Origin of the sequence: Leptothoe sp. ISB3NOV94-8A (assembly GCF_043421595.1) — a bacterium.
GTDB lineage: Bacteria > Cyanobacteriota > Cyanobacteriia > Phormidesmidales > Phormidesmidaceae > Leptothoe > Leptothoe turfae.
Window position 1 is genome coordinate 4,895,297 of the sequence record NZ_JAXSQW010000001.1, and the last position, 15,770, is coordinate 4,911,066.

14 protein-coding genes are annotated in these 15,770 nt (G+C 48.1%); 5 read left to right on the plus strand and 9 right to left on the minus strand.

Annotation, left to right across the window (positions count from 1 at the left end):
• Nucleotides 1–39: 39 nt before the first annotated feature.
• The 3 genes from ftsH to petJ all read right to left on the minus strand — a co-directional run bounded on the left by ftsH (nt 40) and on the right by petJ (nt 4,273).
• A complete protein-coding gene (gene ftsH / locus SPB21_RS20860) occupies nt 40–1,893 on the minus strand; it encodes an ATP-dependent zinc metalloprotease FtsH (RefSeq protein ID WP_163697555.1) in 1,854 nt (617 codons plus the stop codon).
• A 144-nt stretch (nt 1,894–2,037) separates the two neighbouring features.
• A complete protein-coding gene (locus SPB21_RS20865; protein ID WP_499867625.1) occupies nt 2,038–3,612 on the minus strand; it encodes an alpha-amylase in 1,575 nt (524 codons plus the stop codon).
• Nucleotides 3,613–3,940: 328 nt separating this feature from the next.
• Nucleotides 3,941–4,273 carry a cytochrome c6 PetJ gene (gene petJ, locus SPB21_RS20870; RefSeq protein WP_163662658.1) on the minus strand — a complete coding sequence of 111 codons (333 nt, stop codon included), beginning with the start codon at nt 4,271–4,273 and terminating at the stop codon, nt 3,941–3,943.
• 437 nt (nt 4,274–4,710) lie between these two features.
• Between petJ and petE the strand changes: the two genes are divergently transcribed.
• Complete coding sequence (gene petE, locus SPB21_RS20875) at nt 4,711–5,115, plus strand: plastocyanin (protein ID WP_006516346.1); 405 nt, start codon at nt 4,711–4,713, stop codon at nt 5,113–5,115.
• 118 nt (nt 5,116–5,233) lie between these two features.
• Here petE and SPB21_RS20880 read toward each other — a convergent pair whose 3' ends face one another.
• The 3 genes from SPB21_RS20880 to patD all read right to left on the minus strand — a co-directional run bounded on the left by SPB21_RS20880 (nt 5,234) and on the right by patD (nt 7,936).
• A complete protein-coding gene (locus tag SPB21_RS20880; RefSeq protein WP_499867626.1) occupies nt 5,234–6,871 on the minus strand; it encodes a dipeptide ABC transporter ATP-binding protein in 1,638 nt (545 codons plus the stop codon).
• 21 nt (nt 6,872–6,892) lie between these two features.
• Complete coding sequence (locus SPB21_RS20885) at nt 6,893–7,462, minus strand: TFIIB-type zinc ribbon-containing protein (protein WP_163662664.1); 570 nt, start codon at nt 7,460–7,462, stop codon at nt 6,893–6,895.
• Nucleotides 7,463–7,585: 123 nt separating this feature from the next.
• Nucleotides 7,586–7,936 (minus strand): heterocyst frequency control protein PatD, encoded by a 351-nt coding sequence (gene patD / locus SPB21_RS20890; RefSeq protein ID WP_499867627.1) that lies wholly within the window; start codon nt 7,934–7,936, stop codon nt 7,586–7,588.
• Between the two features lie 501 nt (nt 7,937–8,437).
• On the opposite strand from patD, the gene SPB21_RS20895 reads away from it, so the two are divergent.
• On the plus strand, nt 8,438–10,729 hold the full coding sequence (locus tag SPB21_RS20895) for a RelA/SpoT family protein (protein ID WP_163662669.1): 2,292 nt from the start codon (nt 8,438–8,440) through the stop codon (nt 10,727–10,729).
• On the opposite strand, the gene SPB21_RS20900 is transcribed toward SPB21_RS20895, so the two are convergent.
• A complete protein-coding gene (locus SPB21_RS20900; protein ID WP_163662672.1) occupies nt 10,726–11,133 on the minus strand; it encodes a VOC family protein in 408 nt (135 codons plus the stop codon). The genes SPB21_RS20895 and SPB21_RS20900 overlap by 4 nt on opposite strands.
• A 39-nt stretch (nt 11,134–11,172) precedes the next feature.
• Complete coding sequence (gene mnmE, locus SPB21_RS20905; protein ID WP_163662675.1) at nt 11,173–12,552, minus strand: tRNA uridine-5-carboxymethylaminomethyl(34) synthesis GTPase MnmE; 1,380 nt, start codon at nt 12,550–12,552, stop codon at nt 11,173–11,175.
• A gap of 170 nt (nt 12,553–12,722) precedes the next feature.
• Between mnmE and SPB21_RS20910 the strand changes: the two genes are divergently transcribed.
• Together SPB21_RS20910 and SPB21_RS20915 are read left to right on the plus strand one after the other, a co-directional pair.
• Entirely contained in the window at nt 12,723–13,259 is a 537-nt protein-coding gene (locus SPB21_RS20910) for a DUF2062 domain-containing protein (protein ID WP_163697551.1), read from the plus strand.
• 303 nt (nt 13,260–13,562) lie between these two features.
• Nucleotides 13,563–13,904 (plus strand): hypothetical protein, encoded by a 342-nt coding sequence (locus tag SPB21_RS20915; RefSeq protein ID WP_163662680.1) that lies wholly within the window; start codon nt 13,563–13,565, stop codon nt 13,902–13,904.
• 83 nt (nt 13,905–13,987) lie between these two features.
• Here the strand turns inward: SPB21_RS20915 and SPB21_RS20920 are convergent, their stop codons facing one another.
• Nucleotides 13,988–14,353: a single-stranded DNA-binding protein gene (locus tag SPB21_RS20920; RefSeq protein WP_006516355.1), complete on the minus strand. Its 366-nt coding sequence runs from the start codon at nt 14,351–14,353 to the stop codon at nt 13,988–13,990.
• Between the two features lie 350 nt (nt 14,354–14,703).
• Between SPB21_RS20920 and SPB21_RS20925 the strand changes: the two genes are divergently transcribed.
• A complete protein-coding gene (locus tag SPB21_RS20925; RefSeq protein ID WP_156828612.1) occupies nt 14,704–15,744 on the plus strand; it encodes a rod shape-determining protein in 1,041 nt (346 codons plus the stop codon).
• Nucleotides 15,745–15,770: the final 26 nt, after the last annotated feature.

Genomic DNA, 15,770 nt, shown 5'->3' on the forward strand with positions numbered 1-15,770 from the left:
CGCACCCTTTTTGCAAGAGAGGGCCATCAGCAAAAGTTTTTATACCAATACCTCTAAGGGTTGAACTTGTGCCAGCATTTCCCTTAGCGTGTCTCCTTCAATCACTTCTTCCTCTAGCAGCTGTTGAGAAATACTCTCTAATAAATCCCGATTAGTCCGCAGAATTGTCAGAGCTTGCTCATGGGCTGCTTCTACTAGTCCTTTGACTTCTGCATCAATTGCTCGCGCTGTCTCTTCACTCATATTGCGTCGAGCATTGGGCATACCACTGTCTAGGAACGAGCTTTGTTGGCCTTTGTCGTAGGCTAATGGTCCTAAGACATCACTCATACCGTAGGTGGTGACCATTTGCTCAGCCACTTCTGTTGCCCGCTGTAGATCATTTGCTGCCCCCGTTGTAATGGAGCCAAACACAACTTCTTCCGCCGATCTGCCCCCCAACAATGTGGCAATTTGACCTTTTAACTCGTCAGAACTGCGGAGAAATCGGTCTTCCGTGGGGAGTTGAAGCGTGTACCCTAGCGCCGCCATACCTCTTGGCACAATAGAGATTTTCTCTACCTGCCCACCCCCTTCCATGAGTGAGCCCACCATGGCATGACCAACTTCGTGGTACGCGACTATTTCTTTTTCTTTTGCATTGAGGACACGACTCTTTTTCTCAAGCCCCGCAACAACACGCTCAATAGCTTCAGCAAAATCAGTCTGGAGAACTGCCTGACGGTTATTACGGGCGGCTAACAGGGCAGCTTCATTCACCAAGTTGGCCAGATCAGCCCCTGCAAATCCAGGGGTACGTGTAGCAATGGCATTGAGATTCACATCGTCGCCCAGCTTGACTTCCTGGGCATGAATTTTGAGAATCGCCTCACGTCCTTTGAGGTCGGGGCGGTCGACCAGTACCTGACGATCAAATCGGCCTGGACGTAGCAGTGCTTGATCCAATGTTTCAGGTCGGTTAGTGGCTGCCAGCACAATGATGGTATTATCACCGGCACTGAAGCCATCCATCTCTGTGAGCAGCTGGTTTAGTGTTTGTTCTCGCTCATCGTTACCACCATAGAAACCACCGGAAGCACGAGATTTACCAATGGCATCTAGCTCGTCAATAAAGACAATACAAGGGGCCTGCTTTTTCGCTTGGTCAAACAGGTCACGCACCCTTGAAGACCCGACACCTACAAATAGTTCAATAAATTCAGACCCCGAAATACTAAAGAAAGGGACTCCGGCTTCACCCGCTACCGCCTTAGCCAATAGGGTTTTACCGGTTCCTGGCGGTCCCACCAGCAATACCCCCTTAGGGATCTTGGCTCCAATATCGGTAAACCGCTTGGGTGTTTTCAAAAAGTCAACGATTTCTACTAATTCAGTTTTGGCTTCTTCAACACCAGCGACATCCTCAAAGGTAATTTTGGTGGCTTCGTCTTCTACATAGACTTTGGCTTTACTTTTACCAATAGAAAGTGCACCCTGAGGACCTCCACCTCTGGCTAAGAAAAAGCGCCAAACCGCAATAAAGATTAGTGGCGGAATCACCCAGCTTAGTAAACTACCAATCCACTGATTTTGAGCCGGGGGAGTGGCCGCAAATTCCACACCGTTGGCTTCTAGCAAATCCGGTAGCTTCAAATCAAAAATTGGCGTTGTGGAATATATCGCACCAGGCTCTCCTAGCTCATTTTTCACCTGGTAGCGAATTTCATTTTGCCCCACCGATGCTTTGACTACTTCATGCTCTTGTACCTGATGGAGGAACATACTGTAAGGAGTACGTGGGGTACGCTGAATAGGTAGGAAAATATTTAGGACCAGCAAAACTGCCCCTAGCAAAAATAGCAAATTACCAATTTGTCGAGAGCGTGGCGGGCGTGGGTCCTTATTGACTGGCATGGGCTGAAATTCCTTACAGATACGTCCTTAGCTTTAGCCTATCAACGCAGCTGAAGAAAAAACTTGATTGAAAACCGTACACCAGTGGTCGGGTTTTCAACGCTTTGTGAGCAGGTCTGAAAGCAACCTCGGTCAAAGGTGTCATTACAGACGAGCTCTAATATGCAATGCTACGGCCTGTTGAGGCGCTACATCGAACTGAGCTCGACCCTCTGAATCTACTGTAATCAAGCGTTTACAACTGTCTAACGTTTCGCTAGGTGTTTCACCAGATTCGGCCATCGATGTCTCAGACAAAACATTGCAGTAACCACCCGCTGGCAATCCTGTCATCAATATTTCACTGAGAGTATTATTTTCGTTATTAATAACTACAAACCCCCGATTGCCACGGGCAAATGCGATTTGGCTCTTGCCGTTATCCCACCAATGGTCAATGGTAGAAACACCTTGGGTCACATTGCGAAACTCCACCATACTGGCAATGTCAGACCAGCGATGTTCACACACCCAGCCATCACCACAGCTCACTGGTAAGGTTTGTCCGTTTTCATCCGCAGGCGGTCCTACCCAGTTGCCCTGCTCTCGCGGCCAGTCATAGCTGGACATAATTTTTGGAGTGCCATAGGGCCATGCCAACATGAATATATTGGCTAGCCGATATCGTGCTCCGCCATCGGTTGGTGCATAAAAAGTGATTATGTTGCGATCGCGACTACGCTGAGTTTTGTGGTTATCCGTAAAAACAACAGCCTTATGACTCGGTATTAATCCCCAGGCTTCCCCAAATAGCACCAAGTTTTTTAGTTCACCATGGCGCACTTGCTCACCCAGATTACGACCATAGCGGACCTCGGTAACCGCACCATTGCTAAAGTAATCGCTGGCTTGAATAGCGTTTGTTCCGGGGCTCGTGATTTCCTGGTAAATAAATGGACGCCCTCCATCGGGATAGAATCGGGGGCTTAGGGGATGCAGACGCCGCAGAATCTTGGCAATGTGCTGTGGTGGAATATGTTGGGCAGCATCAATACGAAAACCAGCCACACCAAGGGTTAACAGTTCATTCATGGCAGCTGAGATCGCAGCTTGCACCGTCTCACTCCCCGTATCCAAATCCTGACGCCCCTCCACCTGGCAGTGCTTTACCTGCCAGGGGTCTTCAACATAGTCCCGAGGCGCAATCGTACATGGGGCATTAAAGTCTGCCTTAATGTACGGCACCTCGCTGTAGGAAAACGTCGCTGTATCGAAATCACTGCCGTCACTGCCTTTGCCAGTGCCAGCACTAGCCATATTATTGATCACCAAATCGGCATAGACTTTGATACCCGAGTCATAACAGCGCTTGATCATATCTGCTAGCTCAGCTCGACCACCGCTACGGCTTGACAATTTATAGCTAACCGGCTGATAGCGCTGATACCAAGGAAATGGAGTGGGGTCTTGAGCGATTATCCGATGTTCATGGGGGGGAGAAATTTGCACAGCCCCATAACCCTTTGGCCCTAACCAACTTTCACACTCCTGGGCAACATCTGGCCAACGCCACTCAAATAGCTGAACGATCACCGAACGGGAACTCGTAATCTGTCGTCCACCCGCTGAGGGGGGCAATTGGGCAGCTACCTGACATCCTCCCATTCCTAAGGCACAGGCTATAGCTGCCGAGCGCCTGGCAAAGGATGCCAGTCGTCCTGAACTCACCAAGGAACCCACTGGACTGCACCACCTGCGATCGCAGGGAGACTCATTGTTTCAACAAGCAAAGCGAGCATTATATAGCCTCACAACTGTGTCCAGTATCGGTCACGTATTATCCACGATTAGCACTCCGCCAACCAAGTAATATTTTTTACACGGATGTGATAGCGCATTCAGAGTTCTTGAGATTTTTTTAGGCTTCAGAACTACGTTACCTAATACAAAAACCCGCTTCCAGGGGGGGAATCCCCCTAAAAACAGGCTTTATTAATTCAAATTGAGGATTAGGCTAGGTGAAAGCCAAGGCTAATCAAAATATAACTGGTTCAAAAGTAGGACGTGACTACCAGCCCTTATCGGATTGAGCCAATACATAAGATGCAACGTTCTCAATCTGCTCAGGTGTCAAACGACCACCGAAAGAGGGCATACCAGCATTACCATTTGTTACCTGAGTCGTAATTGCATCAACAGTATCTTTGCCATTAGCAACCAAGTCATCCTTCTTTAGAGTCTTAGCAGGGTTAACTGCGTTACCACCACCAATGTGGCAAGCCGCACAGTTAGCAGCAAATACCTGAGCACCAGCACCAGCATCAGCAGCCATAGCAGGAGGCGCAATCAAGAAAACTGCGCTTGCTACAAACGCTACAACAGTAGCCAAAATAGACTTCATCGGATACTCCTCTCAAAAAAAGTCACAGTCTAATAATCAAACGATTTCAGCCAAAAGCTTAAAGTTTGACTAAAGATGATCGTCTCCAGTTTTTTCAGACCGCGTCAAATGACAGCAGGTCAAACATTAACAACTGTAAAGAGCCTTGCCATCAGCTTTAGCCAGCCATAGCTAACTATTAGGCCATGGCACACGTCTTTTGGAGATCGACTCAAACCTATATGCTGAAAGGCATTCCCTAGTTTTAACATCTAGAGAAAGAGACCATTAGACGTGTCCGAAACGCTATCGAATAGTTGACTAGAGGTCTGGTACTGCTGAACAACGCTTTATTTTTTGTTTATTTGTCTACGACGACATCCGGCATTCTAAAATAACTAAGCATGTTGTAGTTAAGAATGCTTAACTACCTCTAAATTCAACCTTGAGAAATCACCATGACCTTTATCAATCGCGCTTTGCGAGCCATGGGTGCGCTATTAGTAGCGGCTGCTCTGGTTTTTGCAGGCACTGTTTTCAATGCAGCTCCTGCCTACGCTACTGATTACCAAGTAAAAATGGGTTCCGATGCAGGTCTGCTGGCGTTTGAGCCTGCAACCCTCACCATTAAGGCTGGCGATACAGTGACTTGGGTTAACAACAAAATGGCCCCCCACAACGTTATCTTTGATGCAGCTCAGGTTCCTGGCGGCAAAGACGTTGCAGACGCCTTATCCCAAGAACAGCTAACCTTCTCCCCTGGTGAGTCCTACTCCTCCAAATTCACTGAGCCTGGTGAGTACAGCTACTTCTGCGCCCCTCACCGTGGTGCTGGCATGGTTGGCAAGATTATCGTTGAATAGATGATGATTGCTAATCAAGTCATTTGAATGTAACGCAAAAGGTCGGGTCAATGGCCCGACCTTTTTGTCGTTCTCAAGAACTCTCACTGGACACAGCAATGCTCAGAGATCGCTAAAGTCATGTTTGTTTTGCCAATAAAGGGGCAGCCGACAAGAGCGTTTTCGTATATGAATGCTGCGGTGATATGAAAATCTGCTCTGTTGGTCCAATTTCAACGATTTTGCCACCATTCATGACAGCTATGCGATCGCAAAGATACCGCGCCACCCATAAATCGTGGGTAATAAATAGATAGGTTAAGTCAAGCTCTTCTTTCAGCTCCAGCATCAGCTCTAGGACCTGGGCCTGAACGCTCGCATCTAACATGCTCACTGGCTCATCACAAATCACCAGCTTAGGTTTAGTAATTAAGGCACGGGCAATAGCAACGCGCTGCTGCTGCCCCCCAGACAAATCACCAGGATAACGGCCATAATAGTCTTCGGTCGGCATCAGTCCCACCCGCTTCAACATGGCACGGACCTGCTGCTTGGCATCCGACGCATTCGCCAAACCATGGATAATTAACGGATCAGCAATCCCCTGCCCCACGGTCATCATAGGATTGAGACAAGCATGGGGATCTTGGAAAATCATTTGAAAATTGCGTCGCTGCACCTGCAGTTGAGCCCGAGACATGCCTACCAAGTTTTGTCCCATGAACTCCACCCGCCCTGATGTCGGTGGAATAATCTGCATCAATGCACGGGAAAACGTACTTTTTCCGCAGCCTGATTCTCCCACCAGACCCAGGATCTCACCGGGATGCAAGTCTACAGAAATGCCATCAACGGCTTTGATATCCTCCGATTGTGCTCGATTAAACAACTTCGAAAGCAAATTTTGCTCAATGGTGTAGTGCTTTACTAGATCTTGTACTCGCAGAAGAGGAGCGGTTGCGGTTTCTTGTTCTAATGCCGAATCATCAGCCTCATAGTTTTGCAACTGATGGGCCGCCTGTAGCAAAGACTGAGTGTAATCCGCCTGAGGATGATACAAAACGTCTGCGGTCGCTCCCAGCTCTACAAGTTTGCCTTGATACATGACGGCAATGCGATCGCAATATTCCCCAACCAATGCCAGATCGTGGGAAATCAGGATCAGGGCCATCCCCCGTTCTCGACACAGCTGAGTCAGCAGGTCTAAAATTTGCGCCGAAACCGTGACATCCAAACTGGTGGTGGGTTCATCTGCCACAATCAGCTTGGGATTGAGTAGCAGCGCCAGGGCGATGGCAACCCGCTGCCGCATACCACCACTAAACTCGTGGGGATACTGATCCCAGCGGTTGGCAGGGATACTGACGGATTTTAGGGTTGCGATCGCAATTTCCTTCGCAACCTGCTTAGACACATCGGAGCGATGGGCGCGCAGGGTCTCTACGCAGTGATCCCCGATGGTCATCAGCGGATCGAGTCGCGTCATCGGATCTTGAAACACCAATGACACCGCTTCTCCTCGAAACCGCCGAATTTCCTTGCTCGAAAAGCCCAACACATCGCGCCCTTCAAACAGTGACCGTCCTTTAGTCTGACTACCCCTTGGCAACAACCGTAGAGCAGCTCGCCCCAAGGTGGACTTGCCACATCCAGATTCTCCCACTAGCCCCAGCATTTCTCCAGGCTGTAGCAATAAAGACACATTCTCAACTGCCCAACTTTCCTGCTGTGGATAAGCGACACCAAAGTCATCAAGCTGTAGCAAGGGAGGAGTCATAATACTCAAAACATAGATATTTCACTTCTCAAATCGCCTCATCAAATAAGCCACCCCAAAATCTCCATTGGGGTGATTTTCCAGCAAAGTTGCTAGCTCAAAAAGTCTCTCCGCAATTTCTGGCCCAAGTTTCTCCGCTGTCGCCACCTGCTCACGCAGTTCGGCCTCAGCAACACGTACACGGCTTTGCCATTCATCGGTAAAAAGCACAGGGATATAGGCACTCAGACCAAGCTCACTAAGCACATCCCACTCCCCTGCATCACACCAAACACCTTTGCAAGCAGGACAGCGTTCCAGAAAAAATGCAACTTTTTGTAGATTAATTCTGCTTCTAACTAAATAAAATCCACAGCTCGGACAAAGGCCAGCTCGATTGTCGTAGCGAGCTGGCTGATAATCAATGTCTTGATTAATGGGCAACGTCAAGTCATCAATCCTAAGAGACGGATCTGTCTGGGTAGCTTGCCAAGACTGATAATCCTCAGGAGCTATCCAAGAGCCACTACAGGTTGGACAATTAGAAGCCTTTAGCCCATCTACTAGCTCACCTATCAGCAGCGATTCCTGCGGATGCTTTGGACAGAACATCGCCCTCCGTGAATAAAGTACAAAAACTATACAGACACATGTACTAAATCGCGTCTACATCCAGAACTGTAGTTTTTAGCAGGGGAAAACTCAAGTTTTTCTAGGAGCAAATCTAGGAGCAAATCACTGATTACAGAGGTTAATTAAGACTTGAGTAAACCCTTCTAACTGCTGCAGACGCTGCTCCATTTGCTGTAGACGCTGCTGCCGAATATCACCGTGGCTAGCTGAGGTCACAAAGTTGACCTCCACCATCAAAAGCCGCATGTGACGATGGATTTCCGTTATCGCTGCACGCCCTTGAGGCTGCTCCAACATATCTGTCTGACTTAGCTGAGGCCAAAGGGTTTGAGCAAAGAACTGTTGCAGAATATTAGCCTTTGCAGCCTCTTCCATCTGCCCTAATGCCAACTTTACCTGAGCTAATTGAGCACTATAGGCATTGAGATCATCAACTACAGTAGCAAATGTCATGATTTAATAATAATGCAAGATTTTAATAAAGCCATTTAGAACTTTTTTTTTAATCTCTATAGCTTTTATATAAGTATTTTATTGTTCTTTAATTACGCACATATTCTAATAGTAAAGGCAAGCAAATCGCCTGGTAACTGATGTAAGCACTAATCTAAGCCTTGAAATTATCCACTTACAGAACTCAGGCAATCGTCTGTAACGACCACTAATAACCTCACCATAAAGCTACAATTGTAAGAATTTATACTCTGTAATCTATCCTACGAATTAAGAGGATAAACGTCTTGGTCAAGATGGCACTTGAAACTTTGATGCATCGTGCCACAGGCGTAATTTCTTACATAAGACAGATGATTGCGGATCTTGCTTGCTCACTAGGTACCGACGTTGTGAATTAACGCAACTTCCAGTAGAACAGAGCGTATCGGTACTGGCCCTATTCAGACCACCCGGAGCCAATGTGGTTTTTGCAGTTTTTATCCTCTCCCCCGATCTACCATGACACCAGTAGCCCCTGTTATCCCCAAAGACTGTACCTTACCGACCTGGCTTAGGTCTTGCATCCTAGAACACAGCCAGCCAATAGAGATCCATGGGGACAGCCAGGTCCCGCTTGAGCGTCCTAAAGATAACAATCAGCTAGTCTGTCGCGCATTTGAATTTGCCTATCAACTCCACAAAGGGCAGATGCGGGCCTCTGGGGAACCATATATTGCCCATCCGGTAGCCGTCGCGAATATCTTGCGCAGTCTAGGGGGAGACAGCGCTATGATTGCAGCCGGTTTTTTACACGATGTCGTAGAAGACACAGATGTTTCAGCGGATGAAATCGAGGCTCATTTTGGGGCAGAAGTCCGCCAAATGGTAGAAGGGGTCACCAAGCTATCAAAATTTCAGTTCAACAGTAAAACAGAGCGTCAAGCTGAAAATTTCCGCCGTATGTTCTTGGCTATGGCTCAAGATATCCGAGTCATTGTAGTTAAGCTGGCAGATCGCCTCCATAACATGCGGACATTGCAACATCTGCCACCCGAAAAGCAGGTACAAAAAGCCTGCGAAACCATCGAAATTTTTGCCCCACTGGCAAATCGACTGGGGATCGGTCGTATGAAGTGGGAACTAGAGGACCTTTCTTTTAAGTACCTAGAAGAGTCTTCTTATCAAGAAATCAAAAACTTAATTTCTGAAAAGCGTGTAGACCGAGAGGCCCGGTTAAAACAGGTTGCCGAATTATTAGAAACTCATTTGACCAATGACGGGATCAACTGTGTTGAGATCAGCAGTCGCCCCAAACATCTTTACAGCATCTATCGCAAGATGCAGCGTCAGAAAAAAGACTTCCACCAGATCTATGACATTGCGGCAGTACGCATCATCGTTAGTACCAAGGTGGAATGTTATCGAGCTCTAGCGGTCGTTCACGATCAATTCAAGCCAATTCCTGGACGCTTTAAAGACTATATTGGTCTACCTAAAGCGAACCGTTATCAGTCATTACACACGGCTGTTATTGGCGAGCAAGGTCGCCCCATTGAAGTGCAGATTCGTACGATGGAAATGCACCACGTTGCCGAATATGGGATCGCTGCTCACTGGAAATATAAGGAAACTGGTAACAGTAATACCAAGGTCAACGCAGAAGACGAAAAATTCACCTGGCTGCGACAACTCCTGGAATGGCAAAGCGATCTCAAAGACGCCCAGGAATATTTGAGCGATGTTAAAGATAACCTTTTTGATGAAGAAGTCTATGTCTTCAGTCCCCGAGGTGATGTATTTGCCTTAAGTCAAGGAGCCACGCCTGTAGATTTTGCCTATCGTATCCATACAGAAGTAGGGCATCACTGTGCTGGGGCCAAGGTAAACGATCGCATTGTCACCCTCGATACCCAACTTGAAAACGGTGACATTGTTGAAGTTCTGACCAACAAACACAGCCACCCCAGCCTGGACTGGCTAAATTTTGTCGTTTCCGCCGGTGCTCGTAACCGTATTCGTCATTGGTATAAGCAGTCTCACCATGATGAGAACATGGCCCGTGGCCATGCCATGCTGGAAAAGGTCATGGGGCGTGATGGTCTAGATTCTTTGTTGAAATCAGCTCCAGCCCAAGCAGCAGCGCGACGCAGCAATTATCCCTGTGTTGAGGATATGTTGGCAGCTTTAGGTTACGGAGAAATCACACTGAATGCGGTGGTTAACCGTCTGCAAGAGGCCACTAAAGAACTCCAGCCAATAGACGAAGGAAACGATGAAGCCCTAGCAGAGCAAATCAATGAAGGCGCAGTCGTTCGTACTCGCTGGGGCGGCGATACCCATAGTAGTGCATCAGGCAGTTCCATCATCGGTGTCGAGGGGTTACTGCATCATATTGCCGGTTGCTGCAATCCACTGCCAGGGGAGCCGATTCTCGGGGCCGTATCAATGGGTGCTCGGGGCATTGCTATCCATCGTCAAGGGTGTCCGAATGTGGCCTCGGTACCTGGGGATCGCCTCATACCAGTACGTTGGAATTCAGTGGGAGCCGCCACTGGCCGACCTCAAACCTACCCAGTCATGCTGAAACTGGAGGTTATTGATAGGGTGGGTGTTCTTAAGGATATTTTGAGCCACTTATCAGATCTTAAGATCAACGTACATCGAGCAACAGTCACGACATTTCCGGATCAAATTGCTGAAATTGACTTGGGCCTTGATGTTAAAGACCATGCCCATTTTGATCGAACCATTAAGAAATTGCGCAAGATGACCGATGTGCTAAAACTTAAGCGCCTTAGTCAGATGGATTAAGGCACCGATGATTGGTGCAAAATCAGGCGATTCCCAGCTGGATCGTATACATAGACTTCTTGGCCGTGGCTGGCGTGGATGATGTCATCCGGTGGTGCATGGCCTAGTTTTGTTACAGTTGCGATCGCACCTCGTAAATCCTCCACCTCAAGACACAGGCTCATACTCCCGGCTGGTCCAGTAAACTCCTGAGTATCGCCAGGTTTAAATAAAGCCAGCCTTAAACCTCGTAACACAAATTCTGCATAACACTGGGGGATATAACGGTGGGGTGCTTGGCCTAATAAGCCCTGATAAAACTCCACTAAGGCCTGTAGATTTTCACTGGCTAGGGTCACGAAGGCGTCCTGCATTTTGATAGGGTGGACGATGCCCACCCTAGGATCGCCGTTAACTATTGCCATAGGTATGATCCACTATTACTTACCAATACAAAATCGGCATTACTTACCAATACAAAATCGGCTAAAAATCTCATCTAACATCGACTCGGTCATCTCCTCACCGGTTACCTCTCCCAAAGCACGGATGGCGTCCCGTAAATCAATGGTCCAAAAATCAAGGGGCAGCACAGCTTCTATGGTGGCTTGCACCTGCTTAAGCGCACTGTGGGCACGGGTTAGGGCCGCTGCCTGTCTCTGATTAATGGCTAAATCCATGTTGGCAGCACTGACATTACCCGCTTGCACAATGGTAAGGATGGCATTCTCTAAATCGTCAATGCCCTGACCTTGGGCGGCGGCTGTGTGGACAACAGGCCCATCCACCCCAGGCAGACTAACCGGCGGCCCTAGATCTACCTTATTGATCACTAAAATATGAGGTTTATGCTGAATATCACCATATAGTGCGGCTTCCGCATCAGTCCAGCCGACAGTGCCATCCACGGTCAGCAAGACTAAATCTGCATTTTTAGCCGCTGCCTGGGAACGTTCAATTCCCAGTTGCTCTACTTGGTCAGTGGCATCACGAATGCCCGCTGTATCGAGCACCTGCACAGGAATGCCACCAACCACCAGCTGCGATTCAACCACATCACGGGTGGTGCCGGGTAAGGCGGTGACGATGGCGCGATCGCAACGACTCCAGGCATTCAGCAAACTGGATTTACCCACATTGGGCTGCCCCACGATTGCCACCTTGAGCCCTGTCCGCAGCAGCTCCCCCTGATGGGCTGTAGACAGAATTTGGGATACTTCAGCCAGGAGCACCGCCACCTGATTACGCACATGATCTTCATCTAAAGGGGGAAGATCATCGGCAAAGTCAATGCGAGCTTCCACCTCCGCCAGCACGTCTAAACACCGGCTGCGACATTGGCGAATCACCTGGGTCAGCTTGCCTTTAATTCCAGCCAATGCCACTTGGGCCGCTTGAGGTGATTGGGCTCCGACCAAATCAGCAATACCTTCGGCCTGGGTTAAATCTAGACGACCATTGAGAAAGGCCCGCAGAGTAAATTCCCCTGGTTCTGCCAGGCGCGCTCCCTGGGCAATACATAACTGCAATACCTGCTGCACCGCCATGATGCCACCGTGGCAGTGAAATTCCACCACATCCTCACGGGTATAAGAACGTGGGGATTTCATCAACAGCAGTAAAGCTTCATCAATCGTCTGCCGAGTCTCTGGGTGGGCAATGTAACCATAGAGAATACGATGGCTTTCCCAAGGTGCAGTGCTGTGGAACACCTGTTGAGCAATGGAAACTGCTGTGGAACCCGAGAGTCGCACAATGCCGACACTCCCCTGCTGTGGCACAATCGCGGTTGCGATCGCAGCAATGGTTTCACCCTGCACAATTGTTTCCCTTGGCTCACCCACATTCCTGACTCAAACACTGCCAACATCAAACTTTAACGCCCCCTGTGCCGCCTTGCACGCAAGTCCACCTGGAATGACCAAAGTTGGTTATGTTGTCATAATTAATCCTAGTAGCCCATGGACGGCGGCCTTGCTCCATTACATGTCAATTTTTCACAAGGAATCCAGCCGTGGCAGACCCACAAGGTCATTCTGACGATAATCAATCCAGCAAACAATCTTACAAAAGATCACATCGCCCCCTAAAACGCCAGAAGCGAGGTAAATTGCAGCGTCTGGCCAGGTATGTCTATATTCGCTTTATCCGTCTCAGAAGCCATCCTCAAGCCATTGCCAGGGGTCTGGCAGCGGGGGTTTTTGCCGGCAGCTATCCCTTGTTTGGGTTACAGACAATCATTGGCGTTGCGATCGCTGTAGCCATTCGAGGCAATAAAATTGTTGCAGCCGCCGGCACTTGGATTAGCAATCCACTGACCTATGTTCCTATTTATGCATTCAACTACCAAATTGGGCGCTGGGTTTTAGGACAAAGTGCAGCAACCAGCCTGACAGGGCGTTCTCCTCAAGAATGGATGAACCTTGGCCTTGATATCACAGTTGCCCTAATGGTAGGCAGTACTCTCGTAGGGATGATTTTAGCTTTTCTCAGCTACTATGGCTGCTTACATATGGCATACCATATCCAATCCAACCGTAATAGCCGTTAGAATTTATTTATTATTTGCGACTTACTAGCCGTAAGAGCATCCCAGCATCCATTTCAAATAATTTGGATAATTGACGTTAATGGACGTTATTATGAACATCGGGTGCATTGATAAAAGTTGATCAAATGTAACAGGTAACCCAATATTACTTTTGACAACTTCAGACAATATAGATTACGGTTCGTTTATTAGTACCAGTTTGTATTATTAGAGGAAATATTCCCGTAAATCTTTATTGCTCGTTTATTCAGCTAGCTGGATAATCCTGGCAGCTTCTCCAGAGTTCCATCTTTTCACAGTGAAATGTTCCCCAACACAGCTTGTCACACCATTAAGTATCGGATCAGCTGCCAACATAGCTCACCTAAGACAACTCGCGTCACGTTTCGAGAAACTGCCCCTCGCAATCAAGATCGCTTAAAGCCTTATCTATACGCTGCCAACTATACAGTTAGCAATATAGATGAGGCTTATCAGCTTTTACGTGAATACCTTTTTACCAACGGTGTGACAGCTGTGGAAGATTTGCGTTTCCCTAATCGTGGCAAAATTGAGGTGATTCCTGGGGCTGCTTGGTGCGAGGTTCAAGCCAGCATTCAAGCCGATGGCGAAACGACCGAGCAGAACGATCGTTTAGCTAGCTAGTATTCACTCTGCCTAATTTCGACTTTGCCCACTGAGTAAAAAATAATAAAACGTGTTCTAATGCCTTCTCTAAGTAGCAGGCATTAGAACTGGTCATCATCGTAGTTACCTGACATGGGAGCAGCGTTGTCTCGCTTAGACCCTAAAAGCTCAAGGCGTTCTACTCGAATAACAGGACTAGAGCGCTGTGCACCCGTAGCGCGATCTTGCCAGCTATCAAGCTTAAGCGCGCCCACTACGCCGACAAGACTACCCTTCTTGACGTAATTAGCAGCCACCTCAGCGTTGCGTCCCCAGAGTTCTAGGTTGAACCAATCAGGCTGATCGCTATTACGAGTACGTCGATTCACAGCAATCGTAAACTTGCACAGCACATTGCCTGACTCAAAATAGCGAACCTCAGGATCTCGTCCCGCTCGCCCTACAAGATTTACAACATTGAGACTCATCGCTATTTCACCAGCTACTGTGCTAACTACTTTATATGCGAGAGATACACCACCGTCTAGAATTATCTTTATCTCTTACGCTTTGAAGTAGATGGGCATAAGGTTTTACCCCCGGTACTCCAGATTACAGAATTTCAGACCGTGTAACCTTGGAGTATGGTAGATAGCGCAGGTTGATTAATAGTCAACGTTCCCTCAGGATGTTTCTCAACATCATCGCCATAGGCCGAATATTGGTTGCGTTCAGAAGTGCGGACTAGACGTACAGATATAAAACGTAATAAAATCCACACCGGCCTAATAAACCATCCATTTGTTTTTTCACAGCTCGTTTGGGGGCACGTCTAACAGTGAGTTTACTCGATCGCTTTTCATTCTCCCGTGACATGGGAATAGACCTGGGGACAGCTAACACTCTGGTCTATGTTTCGGGTAAAGGCGTTGTCTTGCAAGAGCCCTCCGTTGTAGCTAGGGATAAGGACGGCAAGCCCTTAGCTGTTGGAGAAGAAGCCAAACGAATGCTAGGACGTACGCCAGGCAACATTACGGCTCTGCGTCCTTTACGGGACGGTGTGATTGCTGATTTTGATACTGCCGAGCTCATGCTCAAGCACTTTATTAAACGAGTGCATGAAGGTCGAGCGTTAGGAATGCCCCGCATCGTGATTGGCATTCCCAGTGGTGTTACCGGTGTAGAGCGTCGGGCAGTTATGGATGCAGCTCTACAGGCTGGGGCTCGTATGGTCTATCTCATCGATGAACCCGTTGCGGCAGCTATTGGCGCTGGGTTACCCGTAGCTGAGCCCACAGGCAACATGATTATTGATATCGGTGGCGGTACCACTGAAGTCGCAGTGCTAAGTTTACAAGGCACTGTCTTAAGTGAATCGGTACGTGTAGCTGGTGATGAGCTGAGTGATTCCATTTCTCAATACATGAAAAAAGTCCATAACTTGGTCATTGGTGAGCGCACAGCCGAAGAAATCAAGATCAATATTGGCTCTGCTTATCCCAGTCCTAATGACAGTGAAAATGTTTTGGATGTTCGAGGCTTACACTTGCTATCCGGTTTACCCAGAACAGTGACTGTAAAAAGTGCTGAAATCCGCGAAAGTATGGCAGAACCGTTGTCGGTGATCGTTGAGGCTGTGAAACGAACCCTGGAAAGAACTCCTCCAGAGTTGGCAGCTGATATTATCGATAGGGGTATTATGCTGGCAGGTGGCGGAGCGTTACTAAAAGGTCTAGATACCCTGATTAGCCATGAAACCGGCATTGTAGTTCACGTTGCGGCTGATCCGTTGAGTTGTGTAGTCCTAGGAACTGGACGTGTGCTTGAAAACTTTAGTCAGATGGAGCGGGTATTTAGTGCTCGTTCTCGCGATCTCTAAGGTTTCCGTAGACGGTTGACAGGTTG

Coding starts and splice junctions, on each gene's coding strand:
- petJ (WP_163662658.1), bottom strand. CDS start 4,273: ATGAAGTCTATTTTGGCTACTGTTGTAGCGTTTGTAGCAAGCGCAGTT.
- SPB21_RS20895 (WP_163662669.1), top strand. CDS start 8,438: ATGACACCAGTAGCCCCTGTTATCCCCAAAGACTGTACCTTACCGACC.
- petE (WP_006516346.1), top strand. CDS start 4,711: ATGACCTTTATCAATCGCGCTTTGCGAGCCATGGGTGCGCTATTAGTA.
- SPB21_RS20920 (WP_006516355.1), bottom strand. CDS start 14,353: ATGAGTCTCAATGTTGTAAATCTTGTAGGGCGAGCGGGACGAGATCCT.
- SPB21_RS20880 (WP_499867626.1), bottom strand. CDS start 6,871: ATGACTCCTCCCTTGCTACAGCTTGATGACTTTGGTGTCGCTTATCCA.
- SPB21_RS20915 (WP_163662680.1), top strand. CDS start 13,563: ATGTTCCCCAACACAGCTTGTCACACCATTAAGTATCGGATCAGCTGC.
- ftsH (WP_163697555.1), bottom strand. CDS start 1,893: ATGCCAGTCAATAAGGACCCACGCCCGCCACGCTCTCGACAAATTGGT.
- SPB21_RS20900 (WP_163662672.1), bottom strand. CDS start 11,133: ATGGCAATAGTTAACGGCGATCCTAGGGTGGGCATCGTCCACCCTATC.
- SPB21_RS20885 (WP_163662664.1), bottom strand. CDS start 7,462: ATGTTCTGTCCAAAGCATCCGCAGGAATCGCTGCTGATAGGTGAGCTA.
- patD (WP_499867627.1), bottom strand. CDS start 7,936: ATGACATTTGCTACTGTAGTTGATGATCTCAATGCCTATAGTGCTCAA.